19 protein-coding genes are annotated in these 19,632 nt (G+C 64.6%); all 19 read right to left on the bottom strand.

Going from position 1 to position 19,632, the window contains the following annotated elements; genetic code table 11:
* Positions 1-83: 83 nt before the first annotated feature.
* Positions 84-974, bottom strand: a complete 891-nt coding sequence (locus tag J1902_RS02840) for a F0F1 ATP synthase subunit gamma (protein WP_207614744.1) — start codon at positions 972-974, stop codon at positions 84-86.
* 76 nt (positions 975-1,050) lie between these two features.
* Entirely contained in the window at positions 1,051-2,688 is a 1,638-nt protein-coding gene (gene atpA, locus J1902_RS02835; RefSeq protein ID WP_207614882.1) for a F0F1 ATP synthase subunit alpha, read from the bottom strand.
* Between the two features lie 84 nt (positions 2,689-2,772).
* On the bottom strand, positions 2,773-3,600 hold the full coding sequence (locus tag J1902_RS02830; protein ID WP_207614743.1) for a F0F1 ATP synthase subunit delta: 828 nt from the start codon (positions 3,598-3,600) through the stop codon (positions 2,773-2,775).
* Positions 3,600-4,157, bottom strand: a complete 558-nt coding sequence (locus J1902_RS02825) for a F0F1 ATP synthase subunit B (RefSeq protein ID WP_207614742.1) — start codon at positions 4,155-4,157, stop codon at positions 3,600-3,602. Before J1902_RS02825 ends, J1902_RS02830 begins: the two co-directional genes overlap by 1 nt.
* Before the next feature lie 52 nt (positions 4,158-4,209).
* Positions 4,210-4,428: an ATP synthase F0 subunit C gene (atpE, locus tag J1902_RS02820; protein ID WP_011775261.1), complete on the bottom strand. Its 219-nt coding sequence runs from the start codon at positions 4,426-4,428 to the stop codon at positions 4,210-4,212.
* Between the two features lie 80 nt (positions 4,429-4,508).
* The gene (atpB, locus tag J1902_RS02815) at positions 4,509-5,309 is read right to left on the bottom strand and encodes a F0F1 ATP synthase subunit A (protein WP_207614741.1); all 801 of its coding nucleotides are present in this window, start codon (positions 5,307-5,309) and stop codon (positions 4,509-4,511) included.
* Positions 5,310-5,390: 81 nt separating this feature from the next.
* Positions 5,391-5,729, bottom strand: a complete 339-nt coding sequence (locus J1902_RS02810; protein WP_207614740.1) for a hypothetical protein — start codon at positions 5,727-5,729, stop codon at positions 5,391-5,393.
* Positions 5,716-6,207 carry a Cg1360 family ATP-synthase-associated protein gene (locus tag J1902_RS02805; protein WP_207614739.1) on the bottom strand — a complete coding sequence of 164 codons (492 nt, stop codon included), beginning with the start codon at positions 6,205-6,207 and terminating at the stop codon, positions 5,716-5,718. Before J1902_RS02805 ends, J1902_RS02810 begins: the two co-directional genes overlap by 14 nt.
* Positions 6,208-6,322: 115 nt before the next feature.
* Positions 6,323-7,441: an MraY family glycosyltransferase gene (locus J1902_RS02800; protein ID WP_207614738.1), complete on the bottom strand. Its 1,119-nt coding sequence runs from the start codon at positions 7,439-7,441 to the stop codon at positions 6,323-6,325.
* 275 nt (positions 7,442-7,716) lie between these two features.
* Positions 7,717-8,673 carry a glycosyltransferase gene (locus J1902_RS02795; RefSeq protein ID WP_207614737.1) on the bottom strand — a complete coding sequence of 319 codons (957 nt, stop codon included), beginning with the start codon at positions 8,671-8,673 and terminating at the stop codon, positions 7,717-7,719.
* On the bottom strand, positions 8,674-9,459 hold the full coding sequence (locus tag J1902_RS02790; protein WP_207614736.1) for a WecB/TagA/CpsF family glycosyltransferase: 786 nt from the start codon (positions 9,457-9,459) through the stop codon (positions 8,674-8,676).
* The gene (locus J1902_RS02785) at positions 9,456-10,202 is read right to left on the bottom strand and encodes an L-threonylcarbamoyladenylate synthase (protein WP_207614735.1); all 747 of its coding nucleotides are present in this window, start codon (positions 10,200-10,202) and stop codon (positions 9,456-9,458) included. The genes J1902_RS02790 and J1902_RS02785 overlap by 4 nt, the downstream gene beginning before the upstream one ends.
* 12 nt (positions 10,203-10,214) lie before the next feature.
* Positions 10,215-11,087: a peptide chain release factor N(5)-glutamine methyltransferase gene (prmC, locus tag J1902_RS02780; RefSeq protein ID WP_207614734.1), complete on the bottom strand. Its 873-nt coding sequence runs from the start codon at positions 11,085-11,087 to the stop codon at positions 10,215-10,217.
* Between the two features lie 18 nt (positions 11,088-11,105).
* Entirely contained in the window at positions 11,106-12,179 is a 1,074-nt protein-coding gene (gene prfA / locus J1902_RS02775; RefSeq protein ID WP_207614733.1) for a peptide chain release factor 1, read from the bottom strand.
* A gap of 113 nt (positions 12,180-12,292) precedes the next feature.
* A complete protein-coding gene (gene rho, locus J1902_RS02770; RefSeq protein ID WP_207614732.1) occupies positions 12,293-14,464 on the bottom strand; it encodes a transcription termination factor Rho in 2,172 nt (723 codons plus the stop codon).
* 309 nt (positions 14,465-14,773) lie between these two features.
* On the bottom strand, positions 14,774-15,748 hold the full coding sequence (gene thrB, locus J1902_RS02765; protein WP_207614731.1) for a homoserine kinase: 975 nt from the start codon (positions 15,746-15,748) through the stop codon (positions 14,774-14,776).
* 2 nt (positions 15,749-15,750) lie between these two features.
* Positions 15,751-16,857 carry a threonine synthase gene (gene thrC / locus J1902_RS02760; RefSeq protein WP_207614730.1) on the bottom strand — a complete coding sequence of 369 codons (1,107 nt, stop codon included), beginning with the start codon at positions 16,855-16,857 and terminating at the stop codon, positions 15,751-15,753.
* On the bottom strand, positions 16,858-18,174 hold the full coding sequence (locus J1902_RS02755; protein ID WP_207614729.1) for a homoserine dehydrogenase: 1,317 nt from the start codon (positions 18,172-18,174) through the stop codon (positions 16,858-16,860). It lies immediately after the preceding gene.
* The gene (gene lysA / locus J1902_RS02750; RefSeq protein ID WP_207614728.1) at positions 18,167-19,630 is read right to left on the bottom strand and encodes a diaminopimelate decarboxylase; all 1,464 of its coding nucleotides are present in this window, start codon (positions 19,628-19,630) and stop codon (positions 18,167-18,169) included. Before lysA ends, J1902_RS02755 begins: the two co-directional genes overlap by 8 nt.
* Positions 19,631-19,632: the final 2 nt, after the last annotated feature.

The following is a 19,632-nucleotide window of genomic DNA, read 5'->3' as shown; positions in this document are numbered from 1 at the left end:
TCTCTCACTTCACTCAGTAGATGGCGTGGGGTTAAGTTTATCTGTTTGGTGCAGGTGCGGCTTCGAGCCGAATCCTGTACCGGCTAGGACGCGAGGGCGTCGGCGCCGGCCACGATTTCGGAAAGCTCCTGCGTGATCTCGGCCTGGCGGGCCGTGTTGCGCAGACGCGTGTACTTCTTGATCAGGTCCGTCGCGTTGTCACCGGCCGACTTCATGGCACGCTGGCGGGCTGCGAGCTCGGAAGCAGCGGCCTGCAGCATTGCTGCGAAGATACGGGACTCGATGTAGCGCGGGAGCAGGGCATCGAGGACCTGCTCGGTTTCCGGCTCAAATTCGTACAGCGGCAGCAACTCGGACTCCGACCCTGCCTCCTGTTCGACGACCTCCAGCGGAAGCAGACGGATGACCAGCGGCTCCTGCGTCACCATGGACTTGAAGCGGGTGTAGACGACGTGGATCTCGTCCACGCCACCCTCTTCGAAGCTCGTGGCGAAGTCTTCGAGAAGTGCTGTGCCGACTTCCTGCGCGGTTTCGAATTCCGGTGCATCCGTGCCGCCGGTCCAGACGCGGGCGTAGGGACGGCTGCGGAAATCGAAGTAAGCCTGCGCCTTACGGCCGATCAGGTACGCCTTGACTTCCTTGCCTTCTGCGTGAAGAAGCTCGGTGAGTCCTTCGGCCTGCTTGAGCACGCTCGCGGAGTACGAACCTGCAAGGCCACGGTCCGAGGTGATTACCAGGACGGCGGCGCGGCGGATCTGCTCCGGCTCAGTGGTCAGCGGGTGGTCGATTTCGCTCTGAGTTGCGACAGCAGAAACGGCACGGGTAATCGCGTTTGCGTAAGGCAGTGAAGCTGCTACGCGGGCGCGGGCCTTACCAATGCGCGAGGTAGCGATCAGTTCCATCGCCTTGAAGATCTTGCGCATCGACGTCGTCGAGCTGATCTTCTGACGGTAGACCCGAATCTGGGCTCCCATACTTATCCTTTCCTAAGTTCTCGATGGCCTGGCCTGCCGGGGCCCTTGCGGACCCCGGCAGGCCAGATCAACGAAACTAGCGCTTCTGCTTGACGATCTTTTCCTGGTCGACGTCGCCGCCCGAGATCGCTTCGTGCTCCTCGTGGCCTGCGCCAACCAGCCGGTTGTCGCCCTCGCCGAAGAAGCCCTTCTTGAAGGCAATGATCGAGGTCTTCAGGGCCTCAGCGGTGTCGTCATCCAGCACGTTGGTCTGTGCCAGCGTGGTCAGGATGGAGGACTTGTGCTTGAGGTGCTCCAGGAACTCGGACTCGAAACGCTTGATGTCCTCAACCGGAACGTCATCCAAGTAGCCGTTGGTGCCGGCCCAGATGGACACAACCTGGTCCTCGACCGGGAACGGCGAGTACTGGCCCTGCTTGAGCAGTTCCATCAGGCGTGCACCACGGGTCAGCTGCTGGCGCGATGCGGCGTCGAGGTCCGAAGCGAACATCGCGAATGCCTGCATGTCGCGGTACTGTGCCAGGTCCAGCTTCAAGGTACCGGAGACCTTCTTCATGGACTTGACCTGCGCGGCACCACCAACGCGGGATACGGACACACCGACGTCAACAGCGGGACGCTGGTTGGCGTTGAAGAGGTCCGACTGCAGGAAGATCTGGCCGTCGGTGATGGAGATCACGTTGGTCGGGATGTAGGCAGAGACGTCGTTTGCCTTGGTTTCGACGATCGGCAGACCGGTCATCGAGCCGGCGCCGAGATCGTCAGAGAGCTTGGCACAACGCTCCAGCAGGCGGGAGTGCAAGTAGAAGACGTCGCCCGGGTAGGCTTCGCGTCCCGGCGGCCGGCGGAGCAGCAGGGACACTGCACGGTAAGCCTCGGCCTGCTTGGACAGGTCGTCGAAAATCACCAGGACATGCTTCCCGCCGTACATCCAGTGCTGACCGATGGCCGAGCCTGCGTACGGGGCAAGGTACTTGAATCCGGCGGGGTCCGATGCCGGCGAAGCCACGATGGTGGTGTATTCCAGCGCGCCGTGGTCTTCCAGGGTCTGGCGGACGGCGGCGATGGTGGAAGCCTTCTGGCCGACGCCGACGTAGATGCAACGCACCTGCTTGGAGACATCGCCCGAAGCCCAGTTGGCCTTCTGGTTGATGATGGTGTCCACGGCGATTGCGGTCTTGCCGGTCTGGCGGTCACCGATGATCAGCTGGCGCTGGCCGCGGCCGATCGGAATCATGGCGTCGATGGCCTTGAGGCCGGTCTGCATCGGCTCGTGAACCGACTTGCGGTGGGTCACGCCCGGTGCCTGGAGTTCCAGAGCACGGGTGGTCTCGGCTTTGATCTCGCCGAGGTCATCGATCGGCTGGCCCAGCGGGTCGACTACGCGGCCCAAGAAGGCGTCGCCAACCGGAATGGACAGGATCTCACCGGTGCGGTGGACTTCCTGGCCTTCTTCGATGCCGGTGAAGTCACCGAGGATAATGACACCGATTTCGCGGACGTCAAGGTTCTGGGCCAGGCCCAGCGTGCCATCTTCGAAGCGAAGCAGCTCGTTCGCCATGACCGAGGGAAGGCCCTCAACACGGGCGATGCCGTCACTTGCGGTGGTCACACGACCGACCTCTACGCGTTCTGCGCTTCCGGGTTCGTAGGACGCCGCGAACTCGTTCAACGCATTACGGACGTCGTCGGCGTTGATGGTCAATTCGGCCATCTGCAGTCCCTGCTCTCCTGTTTTCGTGATCATCGTTGCTCACGATGACCGGTTTTTCTATCAGTTAAGTTGTGCTTTGTCTGGCTAGCCAGCGAGCTGTCGGCGAAGTTCGGCCAGGCGGGCAACAACCGAAGCGTCAAGCACTTCGTCGCCTACCTGGACCCGGATCCCACCAATCAGTGCAGGATCAACGTTGACGTTGACCTTCAATTCGCGGCCGTACAGGGCATCCAGCCCGGCCTGCAGACGGCTGGCCTGCGTTTCCGTCAACGGACGGGTAACGCTGACAGTTGCAATCCAGCGCTGCTGACGCTTGGCTGCAAGCTTGGCGAAGGACTCGACGAGCTTGCTCGGCTTGACACCGCGCGGCTGTGTTACGGCCTGGCCGATGAGAACCTTTGCTTCCTCGCTGATGCCAGGAACAAGCTTCTCGGCCAGTGCAACCTTGGCCGAGGCGGATGCCTGCGGCTCAGACAGAGCACGTTGTACTTCGTGGCTGGAAGCGACGGCCTGGTTGAATGCAAACAGATCGTTTTCCAGCTCTTCCAGCCCCGTAATACCGGAGGCAGAAACGGCCGACTTGTTTTCAGCTACGGCAATGACCACCGTGGCGGCAAGAGTCTCGAGTGCATCGCCGATATCGCGTGCCGATGCCCAGCGCGAGCTGGCCAATCCGCCTGCAATTTCAGCAGCATCAGCGGAGACTTTTCCGCCAACCAGCTGCTTGACCAGCGCCGACTTCTCGTCTCCGCTACGGGACGGGTCAGTCAGGGCGCGGCGCAAGCCAGCCGAGCTGTCCACCGTTCCCAGGATTCCGAAGAGGTCCTTAGCCAACTGCAGCGAGGCGGTGGGAAGCTTGGCTTCCAACTGCTCCAGCGCTGTGGTCAGCGATTCGCTCGATATACCTGCCATTACTTAGCTGCACCTGCGCTCTGGGTCTCCAGATCCGCCAGGAAGCGGTCCACAACGCGTGCGGAACGCTCGTCATCGCTGAGGGATTCCCCAACGATGCGGCCAGCCAGCGTGGTGGCCAGGGTGCCGACCTCAGCACGGAGCGAGACGACAGCTGCCTGGCGCTCGGACTCGATCTGGGCGTGTGCCTGCTCGGTGATGCGTGCAGACTCGGCAGCGGCCTTGGTCTTCAGCTCGGCGAGGATCTGGGCGCCTTCGGCGCGTGCTTCCTCACGGATGCGGTTGGCCTCGGCGCGGGCGTCGGTGAGCTGCTGCTTGTACTCTTCAAGAGCTGCAGAAGCCTCGGCCTGTGCCTTTTCAGCCTTTGCAATGCCGCCTTCAATCGCCTCGGCGCGCTCTGCAAAAGTCTTTTCGAACATCGGGACAACAAACTTGACCACGATGAAAAGGAGGACTACAAAGCCTGCCAGCACGACGCCCATTTCCCAGAGGTTGGGCATGAGCGGGCTGGGCGACTCCGCGCCTTCAGTGGCGGCTGAGATGATCAGCTGATTCATGGTTCACCCGTCCTATCTACTCGTGTGTGGATTTTCGCTTGGTTCTTAAGGACTAGGAAAGAACGAAAGCGAAGACCAGTCCGAGGATGGCGAGTGCTTCGGTCAGTGCCAGACCAAGGAACGCGATCGGCTGGAGCACACGCTGGGCTTCCGGCTGACGTGCAACACCGTTGATGTAAGCGGCGAACACGAGACCCACACCGATACCACCGCCGATAGCCGACAGGCCATAGCCGATGAGGTTGAGGGAGCCGTTGATGGTGCCTTCCATTTTTCTTCCTTTCAAGATGCCGCCCGTGCGGCAGGTTGTTTGGGTTGCTTCATCCCCCTGAGGGGAAGCTTTGGGTGAGCCTAGTGGCTGTCGGCGTGGAGTGCGCCTTCAATGTAGATCGCAGTCAGCAGCGTAAAGACATACGCCTGCAGGGCCATGATCAGGGCCTCGAGCATGTACATGGCGATGGCACCGACCAGCACCAGGACCGAAGCGCCCTTCAGAAGGACGTTTTCCTGCATGACGAGGAATTCGATACCGGAGCCTGCGAGCATCACGATCAAGTGGCCTGCCAGCATGGTGGCGAACAGACGGAGGCTGTGCGTTACAGGGCGAACCAGGAAGTTCGAGATGATTTCGATCGGCACAACGATCGGCAGGATGTACCACGGCACACCGGACGGAACCGTTGCCAGCTTGAAGTACTTCAGGCCGTTCTTCTTGATGCCGATGCCGATCCATGTGACGTACACGATGCCGGCCAGCACGTAGGCGCCGCCGACGTGCGAAAAGCTCGGAATCTGGATCAGCGGAATGGCGCCGTAGATGTTGTTCACCAGGATGAAGAAGAACAGGCTGAACAGCAGCGGGACGTACTTCATGAAGTCCTTGCCGCCGATGATGTCCTTGGCGATGCTGTTACGGACGAAGCCATAGGCCATCTCGCCTGCGAACTGCAGTTTGCCGGGAACCAGCTGCTGCTTGCGTGCTGCGAGGATGAAGAATGTAGCGATAATGACGACCGACAGGATAACCAGCAGCATCTGCTTGGAGAATCCGTCGGATGCACCCCACGGCAGGATAGCCGGCAGGTGCATTTCGTCGATTCCGGGAGGAGTGAAGGTCCCTGAATCCTGGGCCGGGAGCGCAAGCGCGATCAACGCGTTTCCTCTCTGCAGTGTCCATCATTGGGCGTTGGACGGGATCCGGCGGCAATCAAAGCAGCCTTTTCCCGTGTGAAATTATTTGGCATTACTGTCCCCGTCCTTGGACGGACCGCTGTCTGCGTTGCTCTCGCCAGAAGAAGACCGTTGACTGGTGAGGCCATGCATATGGGATAGATAGAACCCTCCTGCGGCTCCAAGCAGAGCGCCTAGGAGCACAATCCAGCGGGTTCCCCACAGATTATCCAGACCCCAGCCTATCAAACTCCAGACAATGATCCCGCCAATGATGTAGCTGAAGACGGCGATGCCGGCGTTGTATCCGCCGTCGTTTCCATCCCCGGCCGCATCGGCGGATCCGGCTGATTTGGAGCCTGCGGTGGAGGTGGCTTTGCTGCTGCGCTTATGATTGAACATCGCCGCCGCCTTTGCTGTCCGCGGGGTCGTTGTAGATCTGCAGGCGGGCCTTGCTGAAGCCGTAAATTTCGGCCGCCTGCCAGAAGACAACACTCACGACGGCGCCGATCAGGAACCAGCGGCCGTGCAGCCAGGCGGGGGCGCCGATCAGGAACAAGACGACGGCGAAGCCGATCACCTTGACAAAATACGTGGCCACGAAGAGGCCGACGGCTCCTGAGGGATTGCTTCGCCCCACGAAGTGGCCGATCAGAAGACTGATGGCAAAGAAAACCATGACGAGTCCACCGCCGAAGGCAGCGGAGAGTGCTCCCTGCCCGCCGTTCATGAACGCCGCGACTGCGGTGGTGACAGCAAGGGCCAGCACTGCCGCCGTCGAGCTCAGGAACAGCAGCCGGAGCCACAGCGAAGAGATGGATCCACCAACTCCAACAGCACGTCTGCCGGACTTGCGTCCGGGGCCGGCGCTGGATGACATGGGGAAACCAATCGTCGTGGCACGAGGCCATGTTCTCAAGAGTGGGTGCGCGGCCGAGTGACAGTCCGCGCCTTGAATTCTACATGAGATAGAACTGTGACCATAACCGCGGACGTCATACCTCGCTCGGCGGCCGGGAGGATTTCTTCGTGAAGTACGGCCAGGCGGTCACCACGGCCATGATGAAGGCCGCCGCCAGGTCCAGGGTCAGGACCAGCTGCCACGGGAAAACGGCAAATGCCACGCCGCCGAAGGCCAGGATGGACGTCCATACGTAGAGCATGACCACTGAGGCGCGGTGGGAATGGCCAAGGTCCACCAGCTTGTGGTGCAGGTGCCCCCTGTCCGCGGACCACGGCGACTGTCCACGGGCGGTTCTGCGGATCACTGCCAAGCCGAAATCCAGCAAGGGCAGGGACAGGACTGCGAACGGGAGCAGGATCGGAATGATGGTGGGAATACCGTTGGCCCGGTCGTACAGGCCTGAGCCGATCTGGCCTGTAGCCACGATGCCTGCGGAAGCCATGAGAAGGCCTATGAGCATGGCTCCTGAATCCCCCATGAAGATCTTCGCCGGGAACCAGTTGTGAAGCAGGAAGCCGATGCAGCTGCCCACCAGGATCGCCATCAGCAAGGTGGCGAGGTCGGAATTGTCGGTCTGCGGGTTGTTCCGATGGACCCAGTAGGCGGTCAGGAAGAAGGCCACTCCGCCTATGGCCGCCACACCGGCGGCCAGGCCGTCGAGCCCGTCGATGAAGTTGACGGCGTTCATGGTGGTGACGATCAGGCCGGCCGTCAGCACGATCCGGACCAGTTCCGACTCGATAACGACCGGCTCCGGGATAAACGGGATCACCGACATCCGGACTCCCCACACGGCCACGATCAGGGCAGCCGCGCTCTGGCCGAACAGCTTGATCCACCAGCGGATGTCCAGGATGTCATCCGTGACACCCACTGCCACGATCACCACGGCACCGGCGAGGATCCCCCAGGGCGCATCGTTGTGGGCGAAGATGTCCTTCACGAAGAACGAGTTGCTGGAGACGACGAGCGCTACCAGGAAGCCTGCGAAGATTCCCAGCCCGCCCAGCTTGGAAATCAGTTCCGAGTGCATGTCCCTGCTGCGGATGGGACGGTACAGGCGCAGGCCGTTCCCCAGCGCACGCGCGCCCCAGGTTGCGGCATAGGACACGACGGCAGCCGTGAGCATCATGAGCAGGTACATGATCATGATTCGGCTCCAAGGCGCGATGCGCATACGTCACCAGAAACATGGACCAGTCGACGCGCGCGCGTTGAAAAGTCGTGTAGTTCTGGGCAGCTCAAGGGGTGGAATACTGTCTGTGGATAAATGGAACTACTCCGTCGCCATACCTGCACCGGCTCTGCCGAATGTTGCTGGGTTTCAGTGGACTCTAGTCACGATACTAATGCCAACGGTCGTGACCACTCCGTGACGAAGCCGTTGAACCGCAGTATGCCGAGCTGCGGTTCTGTGGCCTGGTTCTACTTGGCCGGGTCCTGGACGTTGCGCAACGCGTAGATTCCCTCCAGCACTGCGGCGTTGGAACGGGGCGCCTTCAGGCCGTGACGCAACCCCTTCCAGAACCCGGCCAGCAGCACTTTGCGGTTGGTCGATGAAGCGATGGTCCTGGTCCAGTTGCGCAACGAGGCACCGGTAAACAGCACCTTCTCCCAGGGCGCCAGGGCGTTCGACCGAGTGTAGACCCAAAGTTTGTTGCGTACCTCGTAGTAGAAGCGCGGGCCGGGATCAGCGCCGGCGTCGCCGAAGACTTTGGTGTGGTGTTTGGCCACTGAGGCGTTGGTGGCCAAAGCGACGCCACGGCGCGAAACCCTGGCCGTAAATTCCAGGTCGTCATTCCAGATAAAGTAGTCGGCGATCGGCAATCCGTGCCGGCGGATCTCTGCGGCGCGAATCAGTACGGAAACGAAGGACGCGCTGCGGATCTGGAAGGCTCCAACACGCGAGGCGACGCTGCGCTCCGCTTCGCTTGCGCCGATCCGTGGGCGCATGCGGTTCATGGGGTGGTCGCGTCCATCAGTCCACACGACGCGGCTGGCGGTGAACGCTGGAGCGTCACCGGTTTCCTGCTCGTAAGCCTCGGAAACATCCAGCACCTCCCGCAATGCTCCCGGCTGCGGCTCGGTGTCGTCATCCATGATCCAGACATAGTCAGCACCGTGGTCGAGAAGTGCACGTTCCATCCCCACAACGAAGCCACCGGCGCCGCCCACGTTGGTATTGAGCGTGACGACGTCCGTGGGAACCGGACCCTCATACGAGCGCAGGTAATCTGCGGTTCCGTCCGTGGAGGCATTGTCTACAACCACGACGGCGTCAGGCACGAGAGTGCCTGAGACGACGCCGGCCAGCGTGGTTTGGAGGAGTTCACGCCGGTTATAGGTCACTACGACAGCGACCACAACAGCTTTGGACGTCATTCACTTACCTTTGGTTTGGTGCGGTTGGAAGCGGCGCCGAATCAGCAGGCCCGCAAGCTTCCACGGCTCAATGAAAACGCGGTAGGCAACACGGCCGGGGTGCAGGACAAGGCGCCAGGCCCATTCCAACCCCAGGCGGCCCAGCCAGCGCGGCGCGAGTTTCTGGATACCGGCGATCTGTTCAATGGCTCCGCCCACGGCGCAGTAAACGGCAGGGGGAAAGGTGTCCAGCCTTCGGCTGAGCACGGATTCCTGCAGTGGCATCCCCAGGCCAAGGAGCACCAGCTGCGGGCGGAAGTCCTGCAGCCACGCCACGGCACGGTCCTCAACGTCGCCGTCCCAGGCTTCGCCCGGAAGGCCCGCCACCTCGGCGCCCGGCACGATGCCGCGCAGGCGCTCGATGGCTTTGGCGTTCGCGTCCGCCCCGGCGCCGATGACGGCGATCCGTTCCAGGCCCTGGACGCCCGCGAGGGCCGGAACCCAGTCGGTGGAGCCAAGCCTGTACTCCATGGGGCCATCGCCCGGCGCCTGGGGGCCTCGTTTGTGGGCCCGGCCCCAGAGCATCGCCACAGGGGCGCCGTCCAGCAGCACCACATCGCTGCCCTCATACAGGGCACGGAACTCGGCGCTGGAATGGAACAGCGTGACGCTGTGCAGGTTGTGGCCCAGCACGGTCCTGGTATGGCCTTCGGCAATGAAACCCTCGAGGACAGCTATCAGCTCATCCACGCGCAGCGGAGTGGCGTCGACGTCGAGGACGGGGACGCGCTGGCGGACGGGAGTCATTCGGAAGCGGCCTCAGTGGTTCCGGAAGCCTCGGGCTCGCCAACTGCCTCGTCTTCAGCCGCTGCCGCGGGTTCCGGGGCAAGCCCGCCGATTCCCAGGATGCCGGGCACCACCTCGCGCAGGCGTTCCAGGGAAACAGCACCTTCGCGGACCACGCGGAAAGGCCTGGAGGTGGCGTCCACGATGGTGGAGGGCACCGATTCCGTGCCTTCGAGCGGGCGGAAGCCACCTTCAAGGTAGACCTCCACGGATTCTGCGAGCTGGACGCGGGCTTCCGAGGCTGTCTGCGCGGCAGGCTGGCCGGTCCGGTTGGCGGAGGAGACGGCCAGCGGGCCGGTCAGGGCAAGCAGCTCAAGGGCAACGTCGTCGTCCGGCATGCGCAGTGCGACGGTGCCCTTGGTTTCACCAAGATCCCAGTCCAACGAGGGCTGGGCGTGCAGGATCAAGGTGAGGCCGCCCGGCCAGAAGGCCTCGGCCAGCGCGCGGGCGTCCGCGGGGACATCCGTGGCAAGCCCGTCAAGGGCGTTGATCCGGGGAATCAGCACCGGCGGCGGCATCTGGCGGCTGCGGCCCTTGGAGGCCAGCAGCAGCGTGACGGCAAGCGGGGAGAAGGCGTCGGCAGCAATGCCGTACACCGTATCCGTGGGCATGACGATGCACTTCTTCTCGCTGATGGCGCGCTGGGCGTGCTCCAGCCCCTGGGCGCGGAGCTCCTCGGAAGTGCAGTTGTAGGTTGTGGTCACAGCGTTATTCTTTCATTCCCCGGGACCGGACCGCGCCAGTGTGGCGCTGGTGGCGCGTTCCTTGCCGTTCAGGTCGAAATGCGTGGTGATTCCGCTCCACAGTCCGGTCCGTTCCATCATTCCGGCGATCCAGGCCGCCTGCACTTCTGCGTGCTCCATGACGAAGTAGCCGCCCGGCTTCAGCAGGCGGGCAGCCGAGGCTGCTGCCGCCGTCGGGAGTTCCATGCCGTCCGCTCCCCCGCCGTACAAAGCCTCGGGCGGATCGTGCAGGGCCACCTCGGGTTCGTTCGGGATGGCTTCCGCCGGGATGTAGGGCGGGTTGGAGACGACGGCGTCAAAGGTTCCGTTGTGCTCGGGCAGGGCATCGCGGAGATCGCCCCGGATCAGCTTGACGCCCAGCGGCCCCAGGTTCCTCGCGGCCCAGGCGTGCGCAAATGCGCTGTACTCGACGGCGTGGACCTCGGCGCCGGGGATCTCGTGGGCGAGGGAACCGGCGATGGCGCCCGAGCCGGTACCCAGGTCCGCCACCTTGGGATGCGGCATGCCCGCGAGGTGGTCGATGACGAGTTGGACCACGGATTCGGTTTCCGGCCGGGGAATGAACACGCCGGGGCCAACGCTCAGTTCAAGGTGCCTGAAGTAAGCCACACCGGTGATGTGCTGCAGTGGAATCCGGTTGGCGCGTTCGGCAACGAGGTCGCCGTAGCCCTCCGGGGCCATGGAATCGCCCAGCAGCATGGCCCGCAGCCTGCCCAGGCCGCACCCCAGCAGGTGCTCGGCCAGCAATTCGGCGTCAACGCGCGGGGTGGGGACGCCGGCGTCGGACAAAACGGCAGCGGCCTCGCGGATCGCGTCCGCGAGGCTCTGCCCTGAGTAGAACGTCATGAAGGATTCCGCCGGCTGTTACTCGCCGAGGGCGTCCAGGCGGGACTGCTCGTCCATCTCGATGGCCGACTGGATCACCGGTTCGAGGTCGCCGTTCATGACGGCGTCAAGGTTGTAGGCCTTGTAGCCGGTGCGGTGGTCCGCGATGCGGTTTTCCGGGAAGTTGTACGTGCGGATGCGCTCGGAACGGTCCATCGTGCGGATCTGGGACTTGCGCTGGGCCGAATTCTCGGCGTCGATCTGCTCCTGCTGGTGCGCCAGGATGCGGGCTCGGAGCACGCGCATGCCGGCTTCGCGGTTCTGCAGCTGGGACTTCTCGTTCTGCATGGCGACCACGATGCCGGTGGGGAGGTGCGTGATGCGGACGGCGGAGTCAGTGGTGTTGACGGACTGGCCACCAGGTCCCGAGGAGCGGTAGACGTCGATCTTGAGGTCGTTCTGGTTGATCTCGAGCTCTTCGGGCTCGTCCACTTCGGGAAGCACCAGCACGCCGGCTGCCGAGGTGTGGATACGGCCCTGGGATTCGGTGACGGGGACGCGCTGCACGCGGTGCACGCCGCCTTCGAACTTGAGCCGGGCGTAGACCCCCTCGGCCGGATCGTTGGAGTTGCCCTTGACGGCCATCTGGACGTCCTTGTAGCCGCCCAGGTCGGACTCCGTGGCGGAGATCAGTTCGGTCTTCCAGCCCCGGGACTCGGCGTAGCGCGTGTACATGCGCAGCAGGTCGCCGGCGAACAGTGCAGCTTCGTCGCCGCCTTCGCCGCCCTTGACTTCCAGAATGACGTTGCGGGCGTCGTCCGGGTCGCGCGGGATCAGGAGGCGGCGCAGCTTCTCCTGCGCGGCCGGGAGCTGCTCTTCAAGTTGCTCCACCTCCGCGGCAAAGTCAGGATCCTCGGCGGCCATTTCCTTGGCTGCTTCCACGTCTTCGGTGAGCCCGTGCCAGCGGTTGTACGCCTCCACGATGCCCTGCAGCTGGGCGGAACGACGCCCCAGCTTGCGGGCCAGGGCCTGCTCGGCATAAACAGCGGGATCGCTCAGCTGTGCCTGGATGGCTGCGTGCTCATCCAGCAATCCCTGTACGGACTCAAACATTTTCCAAACCTCTTTCGACTTGCCATCAAGTCTAGTTACAACTATGGGGAGTTAACGACAAACCGCTCAAAGCATGCCGGCGCGGGCCGGCATGCTTTGAGCGGTAAGGACAGCTACTTGTCGAGGTCCGACTTCGCTCCGAGCGTCGTCTTCTGGACCTGCATGAGGAACTCGACGTTGCTCTGGGTCTCCCGGATCTTGTTGGTCAGCAGCTCAAGGCTCTGCTGCGTTTCGAGTCCGGAGAGGACGCGGCGCAGCTTCCACATGATCTTGACTTCCTCGGGAGAAAGCAGGTTCTCCTCGCGGCGGGTACCGGACGCGTTGACGTCCACTGCCGGGAAGATGCGCTTGTCGGCCAGCTGGCGGGACAGGCGGAGTTCCATGTTGCCGGTGCCCTTGAACTCTTCGAAGATGACCTCGTCCATCTTGGAACCGGTCTCCACGAGGGCGGTTGCCAGGATGGTGAGCGAGCCACCGTTTTCGATGTTGCGGGCTGCACCGAAGAAGCGCTTCGGCGGGTACAGCGCGGCGGAGTCGACACCACCGGACAGGATGCGGCCTGAGGCCGGTGCTGCCAGGTTGTAGGCGCGGCCCAGGCGCGTCATGGAGTCCAGGAGGACCACCACGTCCATGCCCATTTCCACGAGGCGCTTGGCGCGTTCGATGGAGAGCTCGGCCACGGTGGTGTGGTCGTCTGCGGGACGGTCGAAGGTGGAGGCAATGACCTCACCCTTGACGGTGCGCTGCATGTCCGTGACTTCTTCAGGACGTTCGTCAACCAGCACCATCATGAGGTGGACCTCAGGGTTGTTGGTGGTGATCGCGTTCGCGATGGACTGCAGGATGAGCGTCTTGCCGGCCTTGGGCGGGGAGACGATCAGGCCGCGCTGGCCCTTGCCGATCGGGGCCACGAGGTCGATGACACGCGGGCCGATCTTCTTGGGGTCCGTCTCGAGGCGCAGTCGCTCGGAGGGGTACAGCGGAACCAGCTTGGCGAACTCGACGCGGTCCTTCAGCTCTTCCGGCGTCTTGCCGTTGACCGAGGTGATGCGGACGAGTGCGTTGAACTTCTGGCGGGCGGAATGCTGGCTGCGGTCCTCGCCTTCGCGCGGGGCGCGGATTGCACCGACGACGGCGTCGCCCTTGCGAAGGTGGTACTTCTTAACCTGGGCGAGGGAAACGTAGACGTCGTTGGCACCGGGCAGGTAACCGGACGTGCGGATGAACGCGTAGTTCTCCAGGACGTCCAGGATGCCGGCGACGGGCAGCAGGACGTCGTCCTCGGTGACCTCGACGTCGTCGACCTCGGGACCCTGGGCACGGCCGCGGCGGCGCTCGTTGCGGTCGCGGAAGCGGTCGCTGCGGGTGCTGCCGTCGCGGTTGTCCTGCGGACCACGGCGGTTGTCCTGCTGGTCACTGCGGTCGCGGCGGTTGCGGCGGTTGCGGCGGTTGCCGGTCTCGTCGAGGTCGTGCTCGTCGCGACGGGGGCGGGTGTCGCGGCGTTCGCGCTGTGCGGTTTCGCCGGCGTCGGAGGGCTGCTCGCCTGCGCGCGGCTCACGCTGTTCGGTGCGCCGTTCGCGCGGCTCTGCCGTACGCGGTTCGCGCGGCTGTTCCGTACGCGGTTCGCGCGGCTGTTCCGGACGCGGTTCGCGCGGCTGTTCCGTACGCGGTTCGCGCGGCTGTTCCGGACGCGGTTCGCGCGGCTGTTCCGTACGCGGTTCGCGCTCCTCTGCGGGCTGGCCTTCGGCTGCCTCGGCGGGCGCTGCAGCGGCTTCGCCGCGGCGGCGGTTGCGGGTGCGGGGCTGGCGGCGTTCGCCGGCTGCCTCGCCGGTTTCAGCGGCAGGAGCCTCGACGACGGCGGCGGGTGCCGCAGCTGCTTCGACGGCCTCGGCTGCAGGAGCGGCTACGACGCCATCGCTGGTGGCGCGGCGGCTGCGTCCGCGGCCACGGCCACGGGTGATTTCCTGTGCCGGAGCCTCAGCGGCTGCGGCGGCAGGGGCAGTCTCCGCGGCAACCGCAGCGGCCGGAGCCTTGCTGGCGGTTGCAGTTGCCTTGGCCGGAGCCTTGGCAGTAGTCGAACCGGCACGGTGGGCGGAAATGGCCGTAACCAGATCGCCCTTTCGCATGCGGGACCCACCCGAAATACCCAGCTGGCTGGCAAGAGCCTGGAGCTGTGCGAGCTTAAGGCCGGCAAGGCCGCTGCTCTTGGTGGGTGCGGCCGTTGACGACTCGGCAGCAGAAGTTGTTGTGTCCACAGCTGAAGACAGCTCAGTGGTTTCTGTCACGAAGGATCCTTCCCCCTCGACGGCGTCCAGAGCAAGAGCTGGACGCGATGATTTGTTCTGGGCTGCAGTTCAGATCTGCAGCCGGGATTTTCGGTCTTGCCGGATGGATTTCGGCCAGCAGGGCCGGATAAAGATGCGTCTTCACTGGCTCCGGTCTCACCGGACAGCCGGCTGACGGTTCAGGGAACAGAGATTGATCTGCGGCACCCGAAACAGGCCGGAAGGAGACGGCACCGCCAGACTTCGGCGCAGTTGGCCACAGGTACGGCAATCAAGCCGGAATCCGGTGTCTGGGAACTGCCCGCGGCTTTACCGCCGGTGCAGTTCCACTGTAGCACCTTCAACGTCCACTGCCAGCGTCATCACACGCCAGCCAACCCCAGGGGTGTTTTCCGTGGTGAAAGCTTCGATCTGCGCGGTGACCCGGGCGGCCTCGGCCTCGCCGTTGGCCAGGACCATGACCGTGGGGCCGGCGCCGGAGACGACGGCCGCGTGGCCGGCCGCACGCAGGGCTGCAATCAGCTCTGCGCTCGGACGCATGGCCGCGGCACGGTAGCTCTGGTGCAGGTAGTCCTCGGTGCCCGGCAGCAGGTATTCCGGCTGGGTGGTCAGTGCGTGGATAAGCAGGGCGGCCCGGCCGGAGTTCATGGCGGCCGCATGGTGGCCAACCGATGCCGGCAGCAAGCCGCGTGCGGTTTCCGTGGACAGTTCGTAGTCCGGTACGGCAACCACGGGGATGACGGACGGCGCGACGTCCGCACGCGTGCTGCTGTACTGCTCCCTGTCCTGCCAGGACAGCGCCAGTCCGCCGAAAATGGCCGGTGCCACGTTGTCCGGGTGGCCTTCAAGTTCACTGGTCAGCTGCAGCACCCAGTCCCGGCCCTGCCGGGATTCCGCGGGCACCAGGGCGTTCGCGGCGGTCACTGCGGCAACGACGGCAGACGCCGAGGAGCCCAGGCCGCGCCCGTGCGGGTTGACGTTGTCCGCGATGATCTTCAGGCCGTTGTGCCTGAAACCGAGGCGTTCGAGCGCCAGCTCGATGGCCCGGACCACCAGGTGGCTGCCGTCACGTGGAAGGGTGTCGGCGCCCTCACCGGAGAGCTCGAATTCGAGCTCTCCGGTGCTGAGCGTTTCCACCGTCAGGGTGTCGTAGATCGACAGGGCCAGGCCCAGGCTGTCATAGCCGGGGCCCAGGTTGGCGCTTGTACCGGGGACCCTGACGGTCAGCCGCTGGCCTGCCGCGACAAGTTCACGTTCAGTCGCGGTGGGCTGCGTTGTTTCCACTCTTAGTTTTCTTCCAGTCCCAGTTCTGCGGCTACGGTGACGACGTCGTTCGGCACCTTGACCGGCTGCACGTCGCTGCCGTCCTGGGTGCGGAGGGCCCACTGCGGGTCCTTCAGGCCGTGGCCGGTCACCGTGATGACGATTGTCTTGCCGGAGGGCACCTCGCCTGCGGCGTGCTTCTTGATGAGGCCCGCGACGCCGGCAGCCGAGCCGGGTTCGACGAAGACGCCTTCCTTGGCGGACAGCCAGCGGTGCGCGTCGAGGATTTCCTCGTCCGTCACTGCTTCGATGAGTCCACCGGATTCATCGCGCGCTGCGATGGCGGTGTCCCAGGAGGCCGGGTTGCCGATCCGGATGGCCGTGGCGATGGTGTCCGGTTCCGTGATGGGGTGGCCCGCCACGAAGGGTGCCGCACCGGCGGCCTGGAAGCCCCACATGATTGGGGTCTTGGTGGAGACCGCGGGCAGCGTGCCGGCCGTTGCGGACTCGAAGGGGGCGGAGTACTCCTTGTAGCCCTTCCAGTACGCGCTGATGTTGCCGGCGTTGCCGACGGGCAGCACGTGGATGTCGGGGGCGTCGCCCAGGGAATCCACGATCTCGAAGGCGCCGGTCTTCTGGCCCTGGATGCGGGCCGGGTTGACCGAGTTCACCAGGAACACGGGGTAGGACTCGCCAAGCTTGCGGGCGATGTCCAGGCAGTTGTCGAAGTTGCCGTCAACCTGCAGCAGCGTGGCGCCGTGGGCGATCGCCTGGCTCAGCTTGCCCATGGAGATCTTGCCTTCCGGGACCAGCACGGCGCACTTGAGGCCGGCGGCCGTGGCGTAGGCCGCGGCAGAGGCCGAGGTGTTGCCCGTGGAGGCGCACACCACTGCCTTGGCGCCGGCTTCGACGGCGGCGGTCATGGCCATGGTCATGCCGCGGTCCTTGAAGGAACCCGTGGGGTTCATGCCTTCGACCTTGAGGTAGACCGTGGAGCCGGTGAGCTCGGAGAGCTTCCGGGCGTGCACGAGGGGCGTGCCACCCTCTCCGAGGGTAATGACCTTCGTGGCTTCCGTTACGGGCAAACGATCGGCGTATTCGCGGATTACTCCGCGCCATTGGTGAGCCACTTAGACCCCTTCTACCCGCAGTACGGATGTCACAGAATTGATGACGTCCAGGCCCTTGACGGCCTCGACGGTTGCTGCGAGTGAGGCTTCGGATGCACGGTGCGTGACGATCTTCAGTTCCGCCGACTCGACGTTTGAGGCGGCATCCCGGTGGATGGTCTGCCGCATGATTTCGATGGAGACGCCATGCTCCGCAAAGATGTGGGCGATGCGTGCCAGCACACCGGTCTGGTCGGCAACATCGAGGCCGATGTAGTAGCTCGTGTTCGAGGCATCGATCGCGAGGGCCGGCACATGCCCGGTGGTGGTCTCCGTGCGGCCTGGACCGCCCAGGACCAGGCGGCGCGCCGCGGAGACGAGGTCGCCCAGCACGGCGGACGCCGTCGGGGTTCCGCCGGCGCCCTGGCCGTAGAACATCAGTTCGCCGGCGTTTTCAGCCTCGATGAAGACGGCGTTGAACGCGCCGCGCACGGCTGCCAGCGGGTGTTCCCGCGGCAGGAGCGTCGGGTGGACGCGCACGGAGATGCCTTCGCCGCCGTCGGCGTCCACGAGCTTTTCCGCGATGGCGAGCAGCTTGATGACAAAACCGGCTTCCTTTGCGGAGGCGATGTCGGCCGCGCTGACCTGGGTGATGCCCTCGCAGTAGACGTCATCCAGCGAGAAGCGGGTGTGGAAGGACAGCGAGGCCAGGATGGCGGCCTTGGCCGCGGCGTCATGGCCCTCGACGTCGGCGGTGGGGTCCGCTTCCGCGTAGCCGAGGCGCTGGGCTTCGGCCAGGGCGTCGGCGAACTGGGCACCGGTGCTGTCCATCTGGTCAAGGATGAAGTTGGTGGTGCCGTTCACGATGCCCAGCACACGGGTGATGCGGTCGCCGGAGAGGCTGTCGCGGATGGGGCGCAGGATGGGGATGGCGCCGGCGACGGCGGCCTCGTAGGAGAGCTGAACGCCCGCCTTGTCGGCCTCTTCGTAAAGGGTGGGACCGTCCTGCGCAAGCAGGGCCTTGTTGCCGGTGACGACGCAGGCGCCGTTCTGAATGGCGGTCAGGATCAGCGAACGGGCCGGCTCGATGCCGCCCATGAGCTCGATGACGAGGTCCGCGTCCTTGACCAGGGTGTCGGCGTCGGTGGTGAACAGCTCGCGCGGCAGTTCGACGTCGCGCGGGGCATCAATGGTGCGCACGGCGATGCCGGACAGTTCCAGGCGCGCGCCGCTGCGGGCGGCGAGGGCGTCGGCGTCATCAATAAGAATCCGAGCGACCTGGGCCCCCACGTTGCCACAGCCCAGCAGGGCCACCTTCAGGGTTCGCACTTCAGACATTCGCCACTCCCATGTCGCGGTTCAAGAGATCTTCTTCGGTTTCCCCGCGGACGATCAGCCGGGCAGATCCGTCGCGCACAGCGACAACGCCGGGCCGGGCCACATAGTTGTAGTTGCTTGAGAGGGCCCAGCAGTAGGCGCCGGTACCCGGTACTGCGAGCAAATCACCGGCTGCCACGTCCTCGGGCAGATATACATCTCTAACAACTATGTCGCCGCTCTCGCAATGTTTGCCCACTACTCGGGACAGCTGCGGGGCCGCTGCGGAGTCCCGGGAGGCCAGAATTGCCGAATAATCCGCGTCATAGAGCACCGGGCGGGCGTTGTCGCTCATCCCCCCGTCCACCGACACATAGCGACGCGGAAACGTAACGTTTTCCTGCCCTTCCGCCTCGGCAGCCGAGTCCACGCGCACGGTTTTCAGCGTGCCGACTTCGTACAGGGTGAACGTTGTGCTGCCGACAATCGCCCGGCCGGGTTCGATCGAGATGCGCGGTGAGACGATGCCCAGCTCGGCACATTTGGAACGCACGACGGCGGCCATCGCCTGCGCGATTTCGGCCGCGGGGCGCGGGGTGTCCACCGGGGTGTAGGCGATGCCGTAGCCGCCGCCCAGGTCCAGCTCGGGCATGACGATGGAGTACTTGGCCTGCATGGCGGCATGGAACGTCAGGAGCTTTTCCGCCGCCAGGGCGAAACCGTCCGCCTCGAAGATCTGGGAACCGATGTGGCAGTGCAGGCCCAGCAGTTCAACGCCGGGGTACGACGTCGCCGCGGCCACCGCTTCCTCGGCCGCGGAGAGGCCCGCTTCCTCAGTGGAGTCCTCGGCTATGGAGAGGCCGAACTTCTGGTCCTCGTGCGCCGTGGCGATGAACTCGTGCGTGTGGGCGTGGACGCCCGGTGTCAGGCGCAGCATAACCTTGGCGGTTTCGCCCCGGTCCGAAGCGATCTTGGCGACACGCTCCAGTTCGTCGAGGCTGTCCACCACGATGCGGCCCAGCTTCATGTCCAGGGCCCGGTTGATCTCGGCGTCGGACTTGTTATTGCCGTGCAGGCCCAGGTTTTCACCCTTGATGCCGGCGCGGGCCGCCACCGCGAGCTCGCCGCCGGAGCAGGTGTCCAGCCGGAGGCCTTCCTCGGCCACCCAGCCGGCCACCGCGGTGCACAGGAAGGACTTGCCGGCGTAGTAGACGTCCACTCCCCCGCAGATGTCAGCGAACGCGGCGTCGAAGGCGTCCTTGAAAGCCCGGGCACGGGCGCGGAAGTCCGATTCGCTCATGACAAAGAGCGGCGTGCCGAACTGCGCCTTGAGCTCGCTGACGGGGATGCCGTCGATGGCGAGCTCGCCGGCGTCGTTCTTCCGGACACCCCCGGCCCACATCGGGGCGTGGAGCGCGTTCAGGTCCTCGGGCACCGCGAGCCATTCGGGGGCCAGCGGGGAAGCGTGTGCAGACATGG

This window comes from Arthrobacter cavernae, assembly GCF_017368795.1.
Lineage (GTDB): Bacteria > Actinomycetota > Actinomycetes > Actinomycetales > Micrococcaceae > Arthrobacter > Arthrobacter cavernae.
This window is presented reverse-complemented; position numbering and strand designations above follow the sequence as displayed.